At 49.0% G+C, this 17,167-nt stretch carries 10 protein-coding genes and 2 rRNA genes (1 of these 12 cut by a window edge); 7 read left to right on the forward strand and 5 right to left on the reverse strand.

Annotation, left to right across the window (positions count from 1 at the left end; translation table 11 throughout):
* Nucleotides 1-6 precede the first annotated feature (6 nt).
* From RCO84_RS04465 to thrA, 4 genes are all read right to left on the reverse strand, one after another.
* Complete coding sequence (locus RCO84_RS04465; protein ID WP_317584070.1) at nt 7-963, reverse strand: D-2-hydroxyacid dehydrogenase; 957 nt, start codon at nt 961-963, stop codon at nt 7-9.
* 128 nt (nt 964-1,091) lie between these two features.
* A complete protein-coding gene (gene thrC / locus RCO84_RS04470) occupies nt 1,092-2,393 on the reverse strand; it encodes a threonine synthase (RefSeq protein ID WP_317584071.1) in 1,302 nt (433 codons plus the stop codon).
* 75 nt (nt 2,394-2,468) lie between these two features.
* A complete protein-coding gene (locus RCO84_RS04475; protein ID WP_317584072.1) occupies nt 2,469-3,719 on the reverse strand; it encodes a cofactor-independent phosphoglycerate mutase in 1,251 nt (416 codons plus the stop codon).
* 21 nt (nt 3,720-3,740) lie between these two features.
* A complete protein-coding gene (thrA, locus tag RCO84_RS04480; RefSeq protein ID WP_317584074.1) occupies nt 3,741-6,182 on the reverse strand; it encodes a bifunctional aspartate kinase/homoserine dehydrogenase I in 2,442 nt (813 codons plus the stop codon).
* A gap of 272 nt (nt 6,183-6,454) precedes the next feature.
* Here thrA and RCO84_RS04485 point away from each other — a divergent pair, with 272 nt between their 5' ends.
* The 5 genes from RCO84_RS04485 (at nt 6,455) to RCO84_RS04505 (ending at nt 11,527) form a co-directional block, all read left to right on the forward strand.
* A complete protein-coding gene (locus RCO84_RS04485) occupies nt 6,455-6,709 on the forward strand; it encodes a hypothetical protein (protein WP_317584076.1) in 255 nt (84 codons plus the stop codon).
* 131 nt (nt 6,710-6,840) lie between these two features.
* Nucleotides 6,841-7,386, forward strand: coding sequence for a phosphodiesterase (gene yfcE, locus RCO84_RS04490; RefSeq protein ID WP_287820313.1), 546 nt, complete (start codon nt 6,841-6,843; stop codon nt 7,384-7,386).
* Between the two features lie 116 nt (nt 7,387-7,502).
* Nucleotides 7,503-9,182, forward strand: coding sequence for an NAD(P)/FAD-dependent oxidoreductase (locus tag RCO84_RS04495; protein ID WP_317584080.1), 1,680 nt, complete (start codon nt 7,503-7,505; stop codon nt 9,180-9,182).
* A gap of 13 nt (nt 9,183-9,195) precedes the next feature.
* A complete protein-coding gene (locus RCO84_RS04500; protein WP_317584081.1) occupies nt 9,196-10,755 on the forward strand; it encodes an ABC transporter substrate-binding protein/permease in 1,560 nt (519 codons plus the stop codon).
* A gap of 31 nt (nt 10,756-10,786) precedes the next feature.
* Nucleotides 10,787-11,527 (forward strand): amino acid ABC transporter ATP-binding protein, encoded by a 741-nt coding sequence (locus RCO84_RS04505; protein ID WP_118066845.1) that lies wholly within the window; start codon nt 10,787-10,789, stop codon nt 11,525-11,527.
* Between the two features lie 131 nt (nt 11,528-11,658).
* Here RCO84_RS04505 and RCO84_RS04510 read toward each other — a convergent pair whose 3' ends face one another.
* Nucleotides 11,659-13,356, reverse strand: a complete 1,698-nt coding sequence (locus RCO84_RS04510) for a SulP family inorganic anion transporter (protein WP_264900253.1) — start codon at nt 13,354-13,356, stop codon at nt 11,659-11,661.
* 652 nt (nt 13,357-14,008) lie between these two features.
* Here RCO84_RS04510 and RCO84_RS04515 point away from each other — a divergent pair.
* Nucleotides 14,009-15,540, forward strand: a 16S ribosomal RNA gene (locus RCO84_RS04515).
* A 348-nt stretch (nt 15,541-15,888) separates the two neighbouring features.
* Nucleotides 15,889-17,167 (forward strand): 23S ribosomal RNA (locus tag RCO84_RS04520); it runs 1,618 nt beyond the window's last position.
* Together the 16S and 23S rRNA genes form the textbook arrangement of a ribosomal RNA operon.

The following is a 17,167-nucleotide window of genomic DNA, read 5'->3' on the forward strand; positions in this document are numbered from 1 at the left end:
AGAACCTTACTTATTCACGACATTAATCGGATTGCCCTCGAGAAATGCCTTTACGTTGGCGGCTACCTGCTTGTTCAGGCGCTCGCGAGCCTCGTAGGTGGCCCAGGCAATATGAGGGGTGAGGTAAGCATTAGGCTCGCCGAAGAGCGGATTCTCCTTTGATGGCGGCTCCTGAGCCATTACGTCGGCACAGTAGGCACCCAGACTGCCTTCGTGGAGGGCAGCAGCTACGGCCTCCTCATCTACCAGCGGACCGCGACCCGTATTAACCAGGATGGCAGTATCCTTCATCTTCTCCAGACTCTCCTTATTGATGAAATGATAGGTGTCATCTGAGAGCGGACAATGGAGCGAGAGAATATCGCTCGTGGCAAGCAAACCCTCCTTGCTCACCTTCTGGATCCACTCAGGCAGATTGCTCGAAGTCTTGCTGGTGCAGGCACAGATGTTCATGCCAAACTGGCGGGCGATGTTGGCAACCTTCATGCCGATATTGCCCAATCCCATGATACCCAGGGTCTTGCCGGCAAGCTCCATCAGTGGGGTATCCCAATAACAGAAATCCTTATTGTAAGCCCAGCGCTCGTTGCGGTTCTCCTGGGTATAATGCTCTACGCGGTTGGTTACGGCAAGGATGAGGGCAAAGGTCATCTGCGCCACGCTGTCGGTGCTGTAGGCAGGAATATTGGTTACGATGATGCCCTGTTTCCTGGCAGCCTCGATGTCTACCACGTTGAAACCGGTAGCCTGGATACCGATGTATTTCAGTTTAGGAAGCTGCGCCAGCGTCTCTGCATCTATCTGCACCTTGTTCAGAAGGATGATGTCGGCATCCTTGGCACGTTCCACTTTCTCTGCATCTGATGTGCGAGGATAAACTACCACCTCGCCCAGTTTCTCCAGAAGATGATAATCCAAATCTCCCGGGTTTGCGGCATAGCCGTCTAGAATAACAATCTTCATAAATTTTTCCCGTTTTCTGTTGTTATAAAATTCAAGACCCTTCTGTCCTGACAAATCTGAGTCTGAGTTTATTTTAATGGGAAAAGCCTTCCCCCTGAGAAAGAGAAAGGCTTTTCCGTATGTATGGTTTATTCGTTCATCAAGTAGTTCTTGAATGATGCGAAATCCTTGGTCATCTGGATGCTCTTCTTCTCACCCTTCATGAATTCTGCAAGGCGGGCAGGAATCTCAATGTCGCTGTCAAGGATGCTGTCTACCTTCTCCTTGAACTTGGCTGGATGAGCGGTCTCGAGGAACACGCCAACCTCACCTGGCTTCAACAGCTCCTTCAGGGCGCGATAGCCGCAAGCTCCGTGAGGGTCAAGCACATACTTGGTTTCATTGTAGCACTGCTTCATGGTTTCTGCAATCTGCTCGTCCTTGTATGTAGCACCACCGATGTAGGCAGCGATGGCATCGTGATCGCCCTTGTAGAGGTCGTAGATGCGGGCAAAGTTTGATGGGTCGCCTACGTCCATGGCATTGGCGATGGTCTGCTTGCTAGGCTGTGGATTGTACTTGCCTGTCTGCAGATACTCGTAGAAGATATCGTTGGCGTTGTTGGCTGCGATGAAGCGGTGGATAGGCAATCCCATCTCATGACCGAAGAGTCCGGCTGTGATGTTGCCGAAGTTGCCGCTAGGTACGCAGATAACCAGCTTGTCGGCGAGACCCTTCTCCTTCATGCGGGCATAGGCATTGAAATAATAGAATGCCTGAGGCAGGAAGCGGGCTACGTTGATAGAGTTGGCTGAAGTGAGCTTCATGTGCTTGTTGAGCTCCTCGTCCATGAACGCAGATTTCACCAGTGCCTGGCAGTCGTCGAATACGCCATCTACCTCGAGGGCTGTGATGTTCTGGCCGAGGGTAGTGAACTGGCTCTCCTGAATCTTGCTCACCTTGCCCTTAGGATAGAGCACGTAAACATGGATGCCGTCAACGCCGAGGAAACCGTTGGCAACAGCCGAACCGGTATCGCCCGATGTAGCTACGAGCACATTCACCTCTTCCTTGCCCTCCTGACGTACGAAGTACTGCAGGAGACGGGCCATGAAGCGCGCACCCACATCCTTGAAGGCGAGGGTAGGACCATGGAACAGCTCGAGAGAGTAGATGTTTGGCTCTACCTCGACTACAGGGCAGTCGAATGCCAGGGTATCGTATACAATCTTCTTCAATGACTCGGCATCAACGTCCTCGCCAAAGAAGGCATCAGCTACCTTGTAGGCAATCTCCTGGAAGGAGAGTTTCTCGATGTTGTCGAAGAAATCCTGTGGCAACTTCTTGATGATTTCCGGCATATAGAGACCACGGTCTTCTGCCAGACCTTTAACTACCGCCTTGTGAAGGTCGGCGATGGGTGCTTTCTTATTTGTTGAATAATATTTCATTTTTTACTTTGAACTTTGAGATTTGAACATTGAACTTTATGATTAGCTTTGGGGGCTATCATGAAGCCGTTGATTTTAATTGATCGCCATGAAGGCATTCATGAATTCCTGCAGCTGCAGCATGCCGTAACCGCCACTCACGCAGCTTACCTCGTCATACTTCTCTACGCTATCCGGCTCAATGCCAGGGTAATAGATGATGAAAGGCACAGGCTCCTTTACGTGGGTACGGATCTCTACCGGAGTAGGATGGTCGGGGAGAACAGCGATGCATACCGGCTCGTCCCAGGTGCTTACCTCATCGAAGATAGGCTTGATGAGTCGCTGGTCGAGGTTCTCGATGGTCTTCAGCTTCAGTTCCAGATCACCATCATGACCTGCCTCGTCGCTCGCCTCTACGTGAACATAAACGAAGTCGTCGCCATCCTTCAATGCCTGGATAGCTGCGGCTGCCTTGCCCTCGTAGTTGGTATTGGCAAGACCGGTAGCGCCCTCAACTATGATGTTGCGCAGACCGGCGTAATGGCCGATGCCTCGGATCAGGTCTACGGCAGAAATCACAGAACCCTTCTTGATCTGTGGATACATCTGGGAGAGGGTGAGCATGTGCGGACGGTAACCGCCGCCCCAAGGCCAGATAAGATTGGCCATTCGTTCGCCACGCTCCTTGCGCGCCACATTGAAAGGGTGGTTCTCCAGGAGTTCCTGACTCTCGAGAATCAGCTGGTTCAGAAGGTCGGCTGTATCACGACGGCTGATGTGACCCTCTTCGCCTCCAATCTCCGGCAAGATAGATTTCACCATCAGCTTATGCCATTCCTCGTTGGGATGATCATGAGGTGGGGCGCAGTCGATATGCTTGTTTCCGTGCTTCACCACCAGAAGATGGCGATACTGGATGCCGGTAACAAACTTGACATCAGGATATTTCTTGCCGAGGGTATCGTTGAGATACTTGATGAGCACATCCGCATCTTCCGTTTCCAGGTTACCACCGTTGTGGGTGATAATCTTGCCGTCCTGCACATTGATGATGTTGCAGCGCAGGGCAAGGTCGGTAGGCTCCAGTTCATAGCCGATGCTGGCAGCCTCGAGCGGTCCGCGTCCTTCGTAAACCTCGTTCTGGTCATAGCCCATGATAGAGCTGTTGGCTACCTCAGAACCCGGATGGAATCCATCTGGCACGGTAACGAGTCTTCCTGTCTTGCCCTTCTTGGCAAGCATATCCATATAGGGTTTATTGGCGTATTGCAGGAGAGTCTTTCCACCCAGTCTTTCTACCGGGTGGTCAGCCATTCCGTCGCCAAGAATGATAATATGTTTCATCTCTTCTTTTAATGTTAAGTTTTAAATGTTAGCGATACTCATGATGTTGGCGAATACACCGGCAGCAGTTACGCTGGCTCCGGCACCATAGCCCTGAATCATCATAGGGTATTCCTTATAACGCTCGGTGGTGAGCAGCACGATGTTGTTGGAACCTTCCAGATTGTAGAACGGATGCTCAGGACCGACAGCCTGCAAACCTACGCTTGTCTTGCCGCCATCCAGGGTCGCAACGAAGCGCCAGCGTTTGTGCTCTACATCGAGCGCCTTGCGCTTAGCCTCGAAATCGGCATCGAGTTCAGGAAGTTTCTTCCAGAAGTTGTCGAGCGAACCCTTGAAGTATTTGTCTGGCACGAAGAGGTTCTTCTCTACATCTTCCTGCTCTACGCGGTAACCTGCCTCGCGGGAGAGAATCACCAGCTTGCGAATCACGTCCATACCGCTCAGGTCGATACGTGGATCAGGCTCGCTGTAGCCCTTATCCTTAGCCAGTCTCACGGTCTCAGAGAATGGAACGACGCTGGAGATGGCGTTAAAGATAAAGTTGAGCGTACCCGAGAGAACTGCCTCAATCTTAAGGATTTTATCTCCGGAGTTGCGGAGATCGTTGATGGTTCCGATGATAGGAAGACCGGCACCTACGTTGGTCTCGAAACGGAATACTACACCACGCTGGATGGCTGTCTTCTTCAGTTTCTCGTAGTTCTCATATTCGCTTGATGCAGCTATCTTGTTGGCTGCGATAATGCTTACGTTGTGCTCCAGCAGACTCTGGTAGAGAGCGGCCACATCCTTGCTGGCTGTACAGTCTACAAACACGCTGTTGAAGATGTTCATTGCCAGGATGGTATCGCGCAGAACCTCTGGAGTGCTTGGGTCTGAATTCTTCAGTTCTTCGCTGTAGTTCTCGAGATCAATACCATCGCGGTTGAAGATGGCGTTCTTGGAAGAAGCGATACCCACCACGTTGAGCTTCAGTTTGCTGCGCTCCATGAGGTCGGCATACTGGTTCTTGATCTGCTCGATGAGCTTTCCGCCCACGGTACCCACACCGCAGATGAAGAGGTTCAGAACCTTGTATTCTGAAAGGAAGAAACTGTCGTGGAGCACGTTGAGTGACTTTCTCAGATAATCGCTCTTCACTACGAACGAGATGTTGGTCTCTGAAGCACCCTGTGCACAGGCGATGACGGAAATACCGCTACGGCCGAGGGTTCCGAAGAGCTTACCGGCGATACCGGCAGCATGCTTCATGTTTTCACCCACGATGGCGATAGTAGCCAAGCCCTTCTCTGCGTGCATTGGGAACATGGCACCATCGGCAATCTCATTGTGGAACTCATTGTTCAATACCTTTACAGCCTCTTCTACATCCTGCTCGCGCACACCGATAGAGGTAGAGTTCTCAGATGATGCCTGTGACACCATGAACACAGAGATGCCCTCGTTGGCAAGAGCGGTGAAGATACGGCGGTTTACACCAATCACACCGACCATGGAAAGACCGGTTACGGTGATGAGCGCTGTACCGTTGATGGAAGAGATACCCTTGATAGGCTTCTGGTCGCCATCTATCTTGTTCTTGATGATGGTGCCCGGAGCATCTGGGTTGAAGGTGTTCTTAACCTTGATAGGAATATTCTTGACACAAACCGGGTAGATGGTTGGAGGATAGATGACCTTTGCACCAAAGTTGCAAAGCTCCATCGCCTCAACGTAACTCAGTTCGTTGATGGTATAAGCTGATTTGATGACACGTGGGTCGGCGGTCATGAAACCGTCTACATCAGTCCAGATTTCGAGCACTTCTGCATCGAGGGCAGCTGCTATGATGGCTGCTGTGTAGTCGCTACCGCCACGGCCAAGGTTGGTGGTGCGGTCTGTGTTCTTGTCACGACTGATAAAACCCGGAACGAGAGATATGCGTGGAATTTCTGCAAAGGCTTCTTTTACCAGTTTGTTGGTCAGCTCGCTGTCGAGTACATGCTTGCCCTTGCCGTTCTTGCGCTCAGTCTTGATGAAGTTGCGTGAGTCGAACCATTTGGCTCCACGAATCAATGTGGCAACAATCTTGGAACTGAGTCTTTCACCATAACTCACGATGGCATCCTGTGTTTTCTCGCTGAGGTCGTGGATGAGGTACACACCAAAATAGATGCTCTTCAACTGCTCGAAGAGGGCATCAACCGATTTGAATAAGTTTTCTCTGTCTGTAGTGTCGGTGATGATAGTGTCTATCATCTTGTGGTGGCGATCAACCATGGCTTCGAATTCTACTTTCCACTGTTCATCACCCTTGAGGGCAAGTTGAGAGGTTTGCAAGAGTTTGTCCGTGATACCGCCAAGCGCGCTCACGACAACCACTACACTCTGTTTCTTAGCCTCGTTTTCAACGATACGTTTCAAGCTGAGGATGCTTTTTACGGAACCAACCGATGTTCCGCCGAATTTTAATACTTTCATATGTTCTTGAATTTTACGTTGGTAATGTAATGCCTCCCCCGAAACGACCGGGGCCGAAGCAGAACTTAATGGCAAAAGTACGAATAATATATCAAACTGCCAAGGATTTTGATAAAAAAGTAGCATATTGTAGATAAAAAAGCTATTTCTGTAGATAATTACAGGCTCTTCCTCTTCCTTATACCTTATTATATATATAAAAAACGTTGAAATGTTTGGGTGTTTCGGATTATTTGCTTAATTTTGCCGATGTAATTCAAAGCATTAGCAATATGGTTACAGAAGTAAATAGTAAAGATCAACTCGTTGAACGCAATTTCAAACGAAATGAGATGCTGGCTGAGTATTTCTTTGGTCTTTCAAAGATGGTATGCAGCGGTATTGGAATTGGTGCATTGTCGCCACTGTTTACAGGTGAGGCAATGGGAGTAACTAACTATGTTTGCATGGGATGCGCAGTAATCGCTGCTGCATGTTTTGCTTATGCAGGCAATTATTTATTAAAAGTAGAATTTAAAAAGAAATAATTATGGAAATGTTGACAATACTTTTTGCAATAGCAGCAATCATTGGTGTCGGTTTGGTTATTTGGATGAAATATACTGAATCTGGTAAAAAATGGGTTGAGGGTGAGTATTAATACTTTTTGAATCAAGTAATGAAATATCTTTTATTCTCAGATATCCACGGCTGTTTGCCAGCCCTGGAAAAGGTCCTCGATTTCTTCGAGGCTGAACATTGTGACATGATGTGCATCATGGGGGATATCATCAATTATGGTCCCCGCAACCGCATTCCGGAAGGAATCGATCCTAAAGGTATCGTAGAAAGACTGAATGCGCTGGCAGATAAGATTATCGCCGTGCGTGGCAACTGCGATGCGGAAGTAGACCAGATGCTCCTCGATTTCCCTATCATGGAGACCTATGCCTTGCTGGTAGACGGAGGCAAGCGCTATCTTCTGACCCATGGACATGTATACAATAAGGAATACATGCCGAAGGGTCCTTACGAGGCTATGATCTATGGCCACTCCCATCTCTGGGAACTCTCTCATAACGAGAAGGGACAGGCCATCGTAAATACCGGCAGCATCACCTTCCCGAAGGGTGGCAATCCGCCAACCTTTGCAACATTGGAAGATGGTAAGTTCACTATGTATCAGCTGGATACGCTCGAAGTGCTGGCTACAATGGAAGCATGAAAAAGTGAAAGTGAAAAGTGAATTGTGAATGTAACGCGAAATCCATAATATGGAATCGGTCACTTGTCACTCGTCACTTTTATAAAACTAATCATAAAGTTCAAAGCTCAAAGTAAATGATTCAAGAATACCAGATAAGAATTCTGCCCGAACAGGCAGTCAGCGAGGAAGGCATCAAGCGTTATCTCGCCAAAGAAAAGGGATTGGATGTAAGAACGCTCAACCAGGTGAGGGTTTTGAAGAGAAGCATCGATGCCCGTCAGCGCACCATCTTCGTCAACCTGAAGGTGCGTGCTTATATCAACGAATTTCCGCAGGACGACCAGTATGTCCATACCGAATATCCGGATGTGAGCAGCAGACCTCGGGTTATCGTTGTGGGTGAGGGACCTGGCGGCCTCTTTGCTTCCCTGCGCCTGATAGAACTGGGATACCGTCCTATCGTGCTGGAGCGAGGCAAGGATGTGCGCGAACGCAAGAAGGACCTCTCTAACATTACCAAGACTCAGAAGGTAGATGGGGAGAGCAACTACTGTTTCGGTGAAGGTGGAGCCGGTGCTTATAGTGACGGCAAACTCTATACCCGAAGCAAGAAAAGGGGAAGTGTAGATAAGATTCTGAACGTATTCTGCCAGCATGGTGCCAATACCAATATCCTGGCAGATGCCCATCCGCATATCGGTACCGACAAGTTGCCACGCGTTATTGAAAACATGCGTAACACCATCATCAAGTGTGGCGGCGAAGTGCATTTCCAGACCAAGATGATTCGTCTGATCCTTGAGAGTGAAGGTAAGCTGACGGCACCTGATGCCGCAGCTGGCGATAGGGTGATAGGCGTAGAAGCCGTGAATCTGGCTACTGGTGCTGAGGAAACTTATCGCGGACCGGTTATCCTGGCAACAGGCCATAGTGCCCGCGATGTATACCGTTATCTCGCTTCGGCAAAGATAGATATCGAGGCAAAAGGCATCGCCGTAGGTGTGCGTCTGGAACATCCTTCCCAACTCATCGACCAGATTCAGTATCACAATAAGAGTGGTAGAGGAAAATATCTGCCTGCTGCCGAATATAGCTTCGTTACTCAGGTAGATGGCAGAGGTGTCTATAGCTTCTGTATGTGTCCGGGCGGTTTTGTGATTCCGGCTGCTACAGGACCGGAACAGCTCGTGGTGAACGGTATGAGTCCGAGCAACCGCGGTACTGCCTGGAGCAACTCGGGCATGGTGGTGGAAACTCATCCCGAGGATGTGGCGCAGTTTGTGAAGGAACATCAGTCTGTCATCGAACAGCAGGAAATGAAGGCACAGGAGAATGCTTCACTCTTCACTCCTCACTCTTCACTCCAGATGATGTACTTCCAGGAAATCGTGGAAAAGCAATGCTGGCAGCAGGGCAACATGAAGCAGACTGCTCCGGCACAGCGCATGGCTGACTTCGTGAACAATCGATTGAGTTATGATCTGCCAAAGAGCAGCTATGCTCCAGGCTTGATTTCGAGTCCGTTGCATTTCTGGATGCCGTCTTTCGTGAGCAAGCGACTGCAGGAAGGCTTCAAGACCTTCGGCAAGAATGCCCATGGTTTCCTGACCAACGAGGCTACACTGATAGCGATGGAGACGAGAACCTCATCGCCTGTCCGCATCGTCCGTGACCGCGAAACCTTGCAGCATGTCCGCATCCAGGGACTCTTCCCATGTGGCGAAGGTGCTGGTTATGCAGGCGGAATCGTATCGGCTGGTGTAGACGGAGAAAGATGTGCAGAGATGTGTGCTGAGTATTTGAAACAGCAATAAACGAATGCCTGGAATGATGAAATACAGAAAAACGGGAAAGTTTAAGCTGGGCTTCTTGACTTTACTCCTGAGTGTGCTCTTCGTGGCGTGTGGCTCGGGAGCGTCAGATGCTGACAGGCAAATCAAGAGCAAGACTGATTTGAAGGGGACTGTGATTGGTGTGCAGCTCGGTACCACTAGCGACGGACTAGCTACGGAGCTGGAAAAGGAAGGTGGCGGTACCAAGGTAGAACGGTACAACAAGGGAGCCGATGCCATCCAGGCACTCCTGCAGGGTAAGATTGACTGCATGGTGACCGATGAGGCGCCAGCCAAGGCATTCCAACGGGTGAACCCATCGCTCCGTATCCTGCCCGAAACCTTCGATGCGTCCTCTTTCGCCATCTGCGTGGCTAAGGATCATGCTGAGTTGCAGCAGTCCATCAATCATGCCATCCGTATCCTGAAAGAGAATGGCGTCATCGATTCCATCGTCAACCGCCATCTGGAACGGGGTATAGCCGTAGCTTATACGCCAAAGACTTCTGATGTGAAGAAGGTGGGACCGGAAGCACTGCAGAAACTCGGCTTGAAGACGAGTCTCCGTTTTGCCACCAACGCTACCTTCGAGCCTTTCGAATATTACCAGAATGGCAAGATTGTGGGTATCGACGTGGATGTGGCGAATGCCATCGGCGATGTGATGGGCGTGGATGTCGAGATTCTTGATATGGAGTTTGATGCCATCATCACCTCTGTACAGGCTGGTAAGGCGGATGCGGGTATCGCCGGCATCACGGTTACTCCTGAACGGAAGAAGAATATCGGATTTACAGATTCCTATGCCGATGTGCGACAGGTTATCATGGTGAATTCCAATGAAGTGAAAGCTGCTGGTAACCAGCCGGGAGTGATAGATAAGTTTAAATCCTGCTTCATAGATGACAACCGCTATCAGTATCTGTTGCAGGGTTTGGGCAATACGCTCATCATCACCTTCTTCGCCATCATCCTTTCCGTGATACTCGGAACGCTGATAGCTATTGTCCGTGCACGTCATGAACGTAAGGGCGACTGGAAGATTCCGAACATGCTCTGCCAGCTGTACCTTACCATCATGCGAGGCACGCCAACCATGGTGCAGTTGCTCATCATCTATTATGTGGTGTTTGCATCGGCAGATGTCGATAAGATACTGGTGGCTGTCATCGCCTTCGGCTTGAACTCGGCAGCTTATATTGCCGAGGTAATCCGCTCGGGCATCATGTCGGTGGATAATGGTCAGATGGAGGCGGGTAGAAGTCTTGGTCTTTCGTATGGCAAGACGATGCGTCTCATCATCCTTCCGCAAGCCTTCAAGAATGTGCTTCCGGCTATGGGTAACGAGCTTATCACTCTGCTCAAGGAAACCTCTATCAGCGGTTATATCGGACTGGTAGACTTGACCAAGGGTTCCGACATCATCCGAAGCATTACTTACGAAGCGATGATGCCGTTGGGCGTAGTAGCCTGCCTCTATCTCGTTCTTGTTCTCGGACTGAACGCAGGAGTGAGAAGGCTGGAGAAGAGACTGAGAAAGAGCGAAAGGAAATGAGGAATCCTGAAAGGGCAAAAGCTTTATAACAATGGATAAAATGAACGAAATAATCAAGATAGAAGGACTTCGTAAACGCTTCGGCGACAACGAGGTGCTGAAAGGCATTACAACCTCGGTGAGGAAAGGTGAGGTGGTTGCCATCATCGGTCCGTCGGGGTGTGGCAAGAGTACCTTCCTGCGTTCCATCAACCTTCTGGAAGAACCTACCGAGGGTAAAATCTTTATCGATGATATGGATATCACATCAAGCGATGTTGATATTAACCGAATGCGCCAGAGGGTGGGTATGGTATTCCAGCAGTTCAATCTCTTCCCTAATATGACCATACGCCGCAACATCATGCTGGCTCCGGTAGAATTGGGTAAGATGACAAAGGAAGAGGCTGATGAGAAGGCAACGGAACTCCTGACCCGTATCGGATTGCTGGATAAGGCCGACAGTTATCCCGACAGTCTGTCGGGCGGACAGAAACAGCGCGTAGCTATCGCCCGTGCCTTAGCGATGAATCCTGAGGTAATTCTCTTTGATGAGCCGACTTCGGCTCTCGATCCGGAAATGGTGGGAGAGGTGCTGCAGCTGATGAAAGATGTTGCTGCCGAGGGAATGACGATGGTGGTGGTGACCCACGAGATGGGATTTGCAAGAGAAGTGGCCAACCGTGTTCTCTTCTTCAGTGACGGCTATATCACGGAAGACGGAAGTCCTGAGCAAATATTCAACCATCCGAAATCGCCAAGACTACAGGAGTTTCTGGGAAAGGTTCTGTAATAGTTGATAGTTAACAGTTTATAGTTAACAGTTACTTGATGACAATAAAAAAAGATGCATTACTGGTATATTCAGCAATGCATCTTTTTTATTTGATGGTCTACAATCAGTAAAATGTTAACTGTAAACTATTAACTATTAACAGTTTTCTTCTCAATAATCTCTTCAGCACGTTTCAGAGCCTTGCTGATGTGATCTGTGATATTATCCTTGCCAAGAATATTGTAGAAACCAGCCTTTTCCAACTGGGCGTTTACCTTCTCGCAAACACCGGAGAGTACAACCTGAATGTCCTCCTTCTGACTCATCTCGCAGAGGTTGGTGAGGTTGTGGATACCGGTTGAATCAACAAATGGAACCTTGCGCATACGGATGACGCGTACCAGTGGACGGTCACCGAAAGCTGCCATCACTTCCTCAAACTTGTTACCAGCTCCGAAGAAGAAAGGACCATTGATTTCGTATACTTCTACGCCCTTCGGAATCGTATAGTGTTCCAGGTTGGTTGAGAGGAAGTCAAACTCCTTGTTCAAGTCAATCTCATCATCGGTAATAGCTGTCACGTCGGTGGTTTCGCTCATTCGCTTCATGAAGAGCAGACAGGCGATAATAAGACCCACTTCAATGGCTACTGTCAAATCGAAGATGATGGTGAGGAAGAAGGTAATCAGAAGTACGGTTACATCGCTCTTCGGATTCTTCATCAATGCCAGGAAACTTCTCCATCCGCTCATTCCGTAAGATACAACTACCAATACACCGGCAAGACAAGCCATTGGTATGTACTGGGCAAGAGGCATCAGAAAGAGGAAGATGAGCAGCAGAACTATGGCGTGGATGATGCCTGCAATAGGAGTCTTACCGCCATTATTGATATTGGTCATTGTGCGGGCAATGGCACCTGTTGCAGGAATACCGCCAAAGAGGGGAGAGGCGATATTGGCCAAACCCTGAGCTACCAACTCGGTGTTACTGTCGTGATGATCGCTGATTACACCATCGGCAACAGTTGCTGAAAGCAAACTCTCAATGGCTCCCAGGATGGCGATGGTAATAGCTGGTGATACAAGACTCTTGATGGTCTCCCAATTCATGGCTGGTACCTGAGCTGCAGGCAGTTCGTTGCTGATAGAAAAGCGGTCACCAATGGTCTTGATACTCTCAACGCCGGCAAACTGCTTGAGCAGTAAGGCTACAACGGTCATCAGGATGATGGCAATAAGAGAGCCCGGAATCTTCTTGCTGAACTTGGGGGTGATGGCGATAACCACTACGCTTACTACTCCGATAAGGGCACACCAAGGATCTATGGTGTCAAAGTTTTGGAAGTAGACGCCCCATTTCTCCAGAAAATCAGAAGGATTTGAAGTCAACGTCAATCCAAAGAGATCCTTGATCTGGGTCGTGAAGATAGTTACGGCGATACCACTGGTAAATCCCACAACGATAGGGTAAGGGATGTACTTGATGATGGTTCCAAGACGGAGAAGTCCGAAGAGAACCAGGAACAGACCAGCCATCAGTGTCGCTATCGTCAAACCTTCCATGCCATATTTCTGGATAATGCCATAGATGATAACGATGAATGCTCCCGTAGGACCACCAATCTGCACTTTGCTTCCACCGAAGATGGAGATGATGAGACCTGCTACAATGGCGGTGATAATACCCTTTTCAGGGGTCACGCCAGAAGCGATACCGAATGCGATGGCCAGAGGCAGGGCTACGATACCAACGATGATACCTGCCATGAGGTCAGACATGAATGTTTTCTTGTTGTATGTCTTTAAACAGGAAAACAAACTCGACTTAATTGCTAATGCCTTCATTTGAAAGTCTTAAAATATATGTAATTAATCTTGTTATCCGTTAAAACGTGTGCAAAGGTACTATATTTTTTTAAATTGGCAAAATGTTTTTCTGAGTTTCTCTCTTTTCTTCGATAATATTCTTCTTCGTATAGTAATATTCTTCATTTGATAGATATATTCTCCGGATAATACTTTTCTAGTTGAATCCTGATTTCTTTTCGGTCTTGGAATATGAGTACAATATTATTAATGCGCTTGCGGGTGTGAGCTCGCACATGCAGGCAGGCGTATGCATGTATAAAATAAAGTGTAGTGGTAAGAAAAACTTCAGAAAGTCTTTATAAGTGTTAAAAATATACTGAAAACTCAACTTTTTTGCGAAAAGATTTGGTGGAATGAAAAATAGTTAGTACTTTTGCACTCGCTTTTGAGAAAAACGGTTTCTCTTAGCAATAAAGAAAGAGTTCTTTGAAAGATTTTACATAAACAGACAAGTAGTACAAGAAGCGGTTAACTTCTTAGAAATAAGAAAGTTGACTGGGTAAAAGAAACGAACCGTCAAGCAATTGACAAGTCAGGTTTACTAAGCTTCAATAAACGAAAAGGATATTCGTCCTAAGTACAGACAACAAACAAACCAAGCCGCAAGGCTAGGTAAAAATGATATTTTACAATGGAGAGTTTGATCCTGGCTCAGGATGAACGCTAGCTACAGGCTTAACACATGCAAGTCGAGGGGAAACGATATTGGAAGCTTGCTTCCGATAGGCGTCGACCGGCGCACGGGTGAGTAACGCGTATCCAACCTGCCCACCACTTGGGGATAACCTTGCGAAAGTAAGACTAATACCCAATGATATCTCTGGAAGACATCTGAAGGAGATTAAAGATTTATCGGTGATGGATGGGGATGCGTCTGATTAGCTTGTTGGCGGGGTAACGGCCCACCAAGGCGACGATCAGTAGGGGTTCTGAGAGGAAGGTCCCCCACATTGGAACTGAGACACGGTCCAAACTCCTACGGGAGGCAGCAGTGAGGAATATTGGTCAATGGGCGAGAGCCTGAACCAGCCAAGTAGCGTGCAGGAAGACGGCCCTATGGGTTGTAAACTGCTTTTATAAGGGAATAAAGTGAGTCTCGTGAGACTTTTTGCATGTACCTTATGAATAAGGACCGGCTAATTCCGTGCCAGCAGCCGCGGTAATACGGAAGGTCCGGGCGTTATCCGGATTTATTGGGTTTAAAGGGAGCGTAGGCCGGAGATTAAGCGTGTTGTGAAATGTAGACGCTCAACGTCTGCACTGCAGCGCGAACTGGTTTCCTTGAGTACGCACAAAGTGGGCGGAATTCGTGGTGTAGCGGTGAAATGCTTAGATATCACGAAGAACTCCGATTGCGAAGGCAGCTCACTGGAGCGCAACTGACGCTGAAGCTCGAAAGTGCGGGTATCGAACAGGATTAGATACCCTGGTAGTCCGCACGGTAAACGATGGATGCCCGCTGTTGGTCTGAATAGGTCAGCGGCCAAGCGAAAGCATTAAGCATCCCACCTGGGGAGTACGCCGGCAACGGTGAAACTCAAAGGAATTGACGGGGGCCCGCACAAGCGGAGGAACATGTGGTTTAATTCGATGATACGCGAGGAACCTTACCCGGGCTTGAATTGCAGAGGAAGGATTTGGAGACAATGACGCCCTTCGGGGCCTCTGTGAAGGTGCTGCATGGTTGTCGTCAGCTCGTGCCGTGAGGTGTCGGCTTAAGTGCCATAACGAGCGCAACCCCTCTCCTTAGTTGCCATCAGTTGAAGCTGGGCACTCTGGGGACACTGCCACCGTAAGGTGTGAGGAAGGTGGGGATGACGTCAAATCAGCACGGCCCTTACGTCCGGGGCTACACACGTGTTACAATGGCAGGTACAGAGAGACGGTCCCTTGCAAAACGGATCAAATCCTTAAAGCCTGTCTCAGTTCGGACTGGGGTCTGCAACCCGACCCCACGAAGCTGGATTCGCTAGTAATCGCGCATCAGCCATGGCGCGGTGAATACGTTCCCGGGCCTTGTACACACCGCCCGTCAAGCCATGAAAGCCGGGGGCGCCTAAAGTCCGTGACCGTAAGGAGCGGCCTAGGGCGAAACTGGTAATTGGGGCTAAGTCGTAACAAGGTAGCCGTACCGGAAGGTGCGGCTGGAACACCTCCTTTCTGGAGAGACGAATTTCCTATAGAAGATTTAGGAACAGGACTTAAAAGTTCGCTTCTCTTCTTGTACGCACCATCTGTTTAATCAAATACAGGAGGCTGGGATTCCTTATACATTATAAGGATATAGGGATGGCTCAAGCAAAATGGTTCAACTCCACAATCTCCACTATGCCTTTTAAGGCAAGAAGATCTTTGACATATTGACACAAGCAAAACTGTAAGTAATGAACTTTAGTTCAGACTAAAGTAAATCAAATCGCAAGATGAGATTTCACTTTGTTAGAATACAGCTGAAAGTATGAGCTACTTATTCGTTATTCGGAAACGAGTAACAAGAATACAGTCGTAAAGAAAGTAAGAAAGGGCGTATGGCGGATGCCTAGGCTCACGGAGGCGATGAAGGACGTGATAAGCTGCGATAAGCTTCGGGTAGGTGCAAATAACCCTTGATCCGAAGATTTCCGAATGGGACAACCTAGCCGTCTGAAGGACGGTTACTCTTACCAATGTAAGAGAGCTAACGCAGGGAACTGAAACATCTTAGTACCTGTAGGAAGAGAAAATAAATGAATGATTCCCCCAGTAGTGGCGAGCGAACGGGGAACAGCCCAAACCGTTGACGTCGCAAGGCGCCAGCGGGGTTGTAGGACCGCGACATTGTACTGAAATGGTGAGTGGAAGTATCTGGAAAGTTACATCACAGAAGGTGATAATCCTGTACACGAAGCCAGATCAGACATAGCGGTATCCTGAGTAACGCGGGACACGAGGAATCCTGCGCGAATCTGCCGGGACCATCCGGTAAGGCTAAATACTCCCGTGAGACCGATAGCGAACGAGTACTGTGAAGGAAAGGTGAAAAGAACCCCGAGCAGGGGAGTGAAATAGTTCCTGAAACCATACGCCTACAAGCGGTCGGAGCATCTTACGATGTGACGGCGTGCCTTTTGCATAATGATCCTACGAGTTACCGTCACTGGCGAGGTTGAGTGTCACGAGACACGTAGCCGCAGTGAAAGCGAGCCTGAATAGGGCGCACAGTCAGTGGGGGTAGACGCGAAACCAAGTGATCTACACTTGGCCAGGATGAAGTCCCGGTAACACGGGATGGAGGTCCGCACCAATAAGCGTTGAAAAGCTTCTGGATGAGCCGAGTGTAGGAGTGAAAGGCCAATCAAACTTGGAGATAGCTCGTACTCCCCGAAAGGCATTTAGGTGCCGCGTCGGATGGTCACCGTGAGAGGTAGAGCGACCGATAGGACAAGAGGGCTTCACCGCCTATCGAGTCCTGACGAACTCCGAATGCTCACGGTCTGCAGTCCGGCAGTAAGGGGGCGGGTGCTAAGGTCCGTCCCCGAGAGGAGAAGAATCCAGACCGCCGTCTAAGGTCCCGGAGTTCTGCCTGAGTTAGTCTAACGAAGTCTGGTCCCTATGACAGCTAGGATGTTGGCTTGGAAGCAGCCATTCATTCAAAGAGTGCGTAACAGCTCACTAGTCGAGGGTCCGGGCATGGATAATAATCGGGTATAAGGCAGACACCGAAGGCGCGGGATAGCATTTAAGAAAGTATCGGTAGGGGAGCATACTCACAGCGTCGAATGGTGTACGTAAGTTATCCTGGAGCGGT

Source organism: Segatella copri (genome assembly GCF_949820605.1).
In the GTDB taxonomy this organism is placed as follows: Bacteria; Bacteroidota; Bacteroidia; order Bacteroidales; family Bacteroidaceae; genus Prevotella.

What these genes read in the sequence shown, in the direction of transcription:
- RCO84_RS04465 (WP_317584070.1), bottom strand. Translation starts at nt 963, where the DNA reads ATGAAGATTGTTATTCTAGACGGCTATGCCGCAAACCCGGGAGATTTG.
- thrC (WP_317584071.1), bottom strand. Translation starts at nt 2,393, where the DNA reads ATGAAATATTATTCAACAAATAAGAAAGCACCCATCGCCGACCTTCAC.
- RCO84_RS04475 (WP_317584072.1), bottom strand. Translation starts at nt 3,719, where the DNA reads ATGAAACATATTATCATTCTTGGCGACGGAATGGCTGACCACCCGGTA.
- thrA (WP_317584074.1), bottom strand. Translation starts at nt 6,182, where the DNA reads ATGAAAGTATTAAAATTCGGCGGAACATCGGTTGGTTCCGTAAAAAGC.
- RCO84_RS04485 (WP_317584076.1), top strand. Translation starts at nt 6,455, where the DNA reads ATGGTTACAGAAGTAAATAGTAAAGATCAACTCGTTGAACGCAATTTC.
- yfcE (WP_287820313.1), top strand. Translation starts at nt 6,841, where the DNA reads ATGAAATATCTTTTATTCTCAGATATCCACGGCTGTTTGCCAGCCCTG.
- RCO84_RS04495 (WP_317584080.1), top strand. Translation starts at nt 7,503, where the DNA reads ATGATTCAAGAATACCAGATAAGAATTCTGCCCGAACAGGCAGTCAGC.
- RCO84_RS04500 (WP_317584081.1), top strand. Translation starts at nt 9,196, where the DNA reads ATGATGAAATACAGAAAAACGGGAAAGTTTAAGCTGGGCTTCTTGACT.
- RCO84_RS04505 (WP_118066845.1), top strand. Translation starts at nt 10,787, where the DNA reads ATGGATAAAATGAACGAAATAATCAAGATAGAAGGACTTCGTAAACGC.
- RCO84_RS04510 (WP_264900253.1), bottom strand. Translation starts at nt 13,356, where the DNA reads ATGAAGGCATTAGCAATTAAGTCGAGTTTGTTTTCCTGTTTAAAGACA.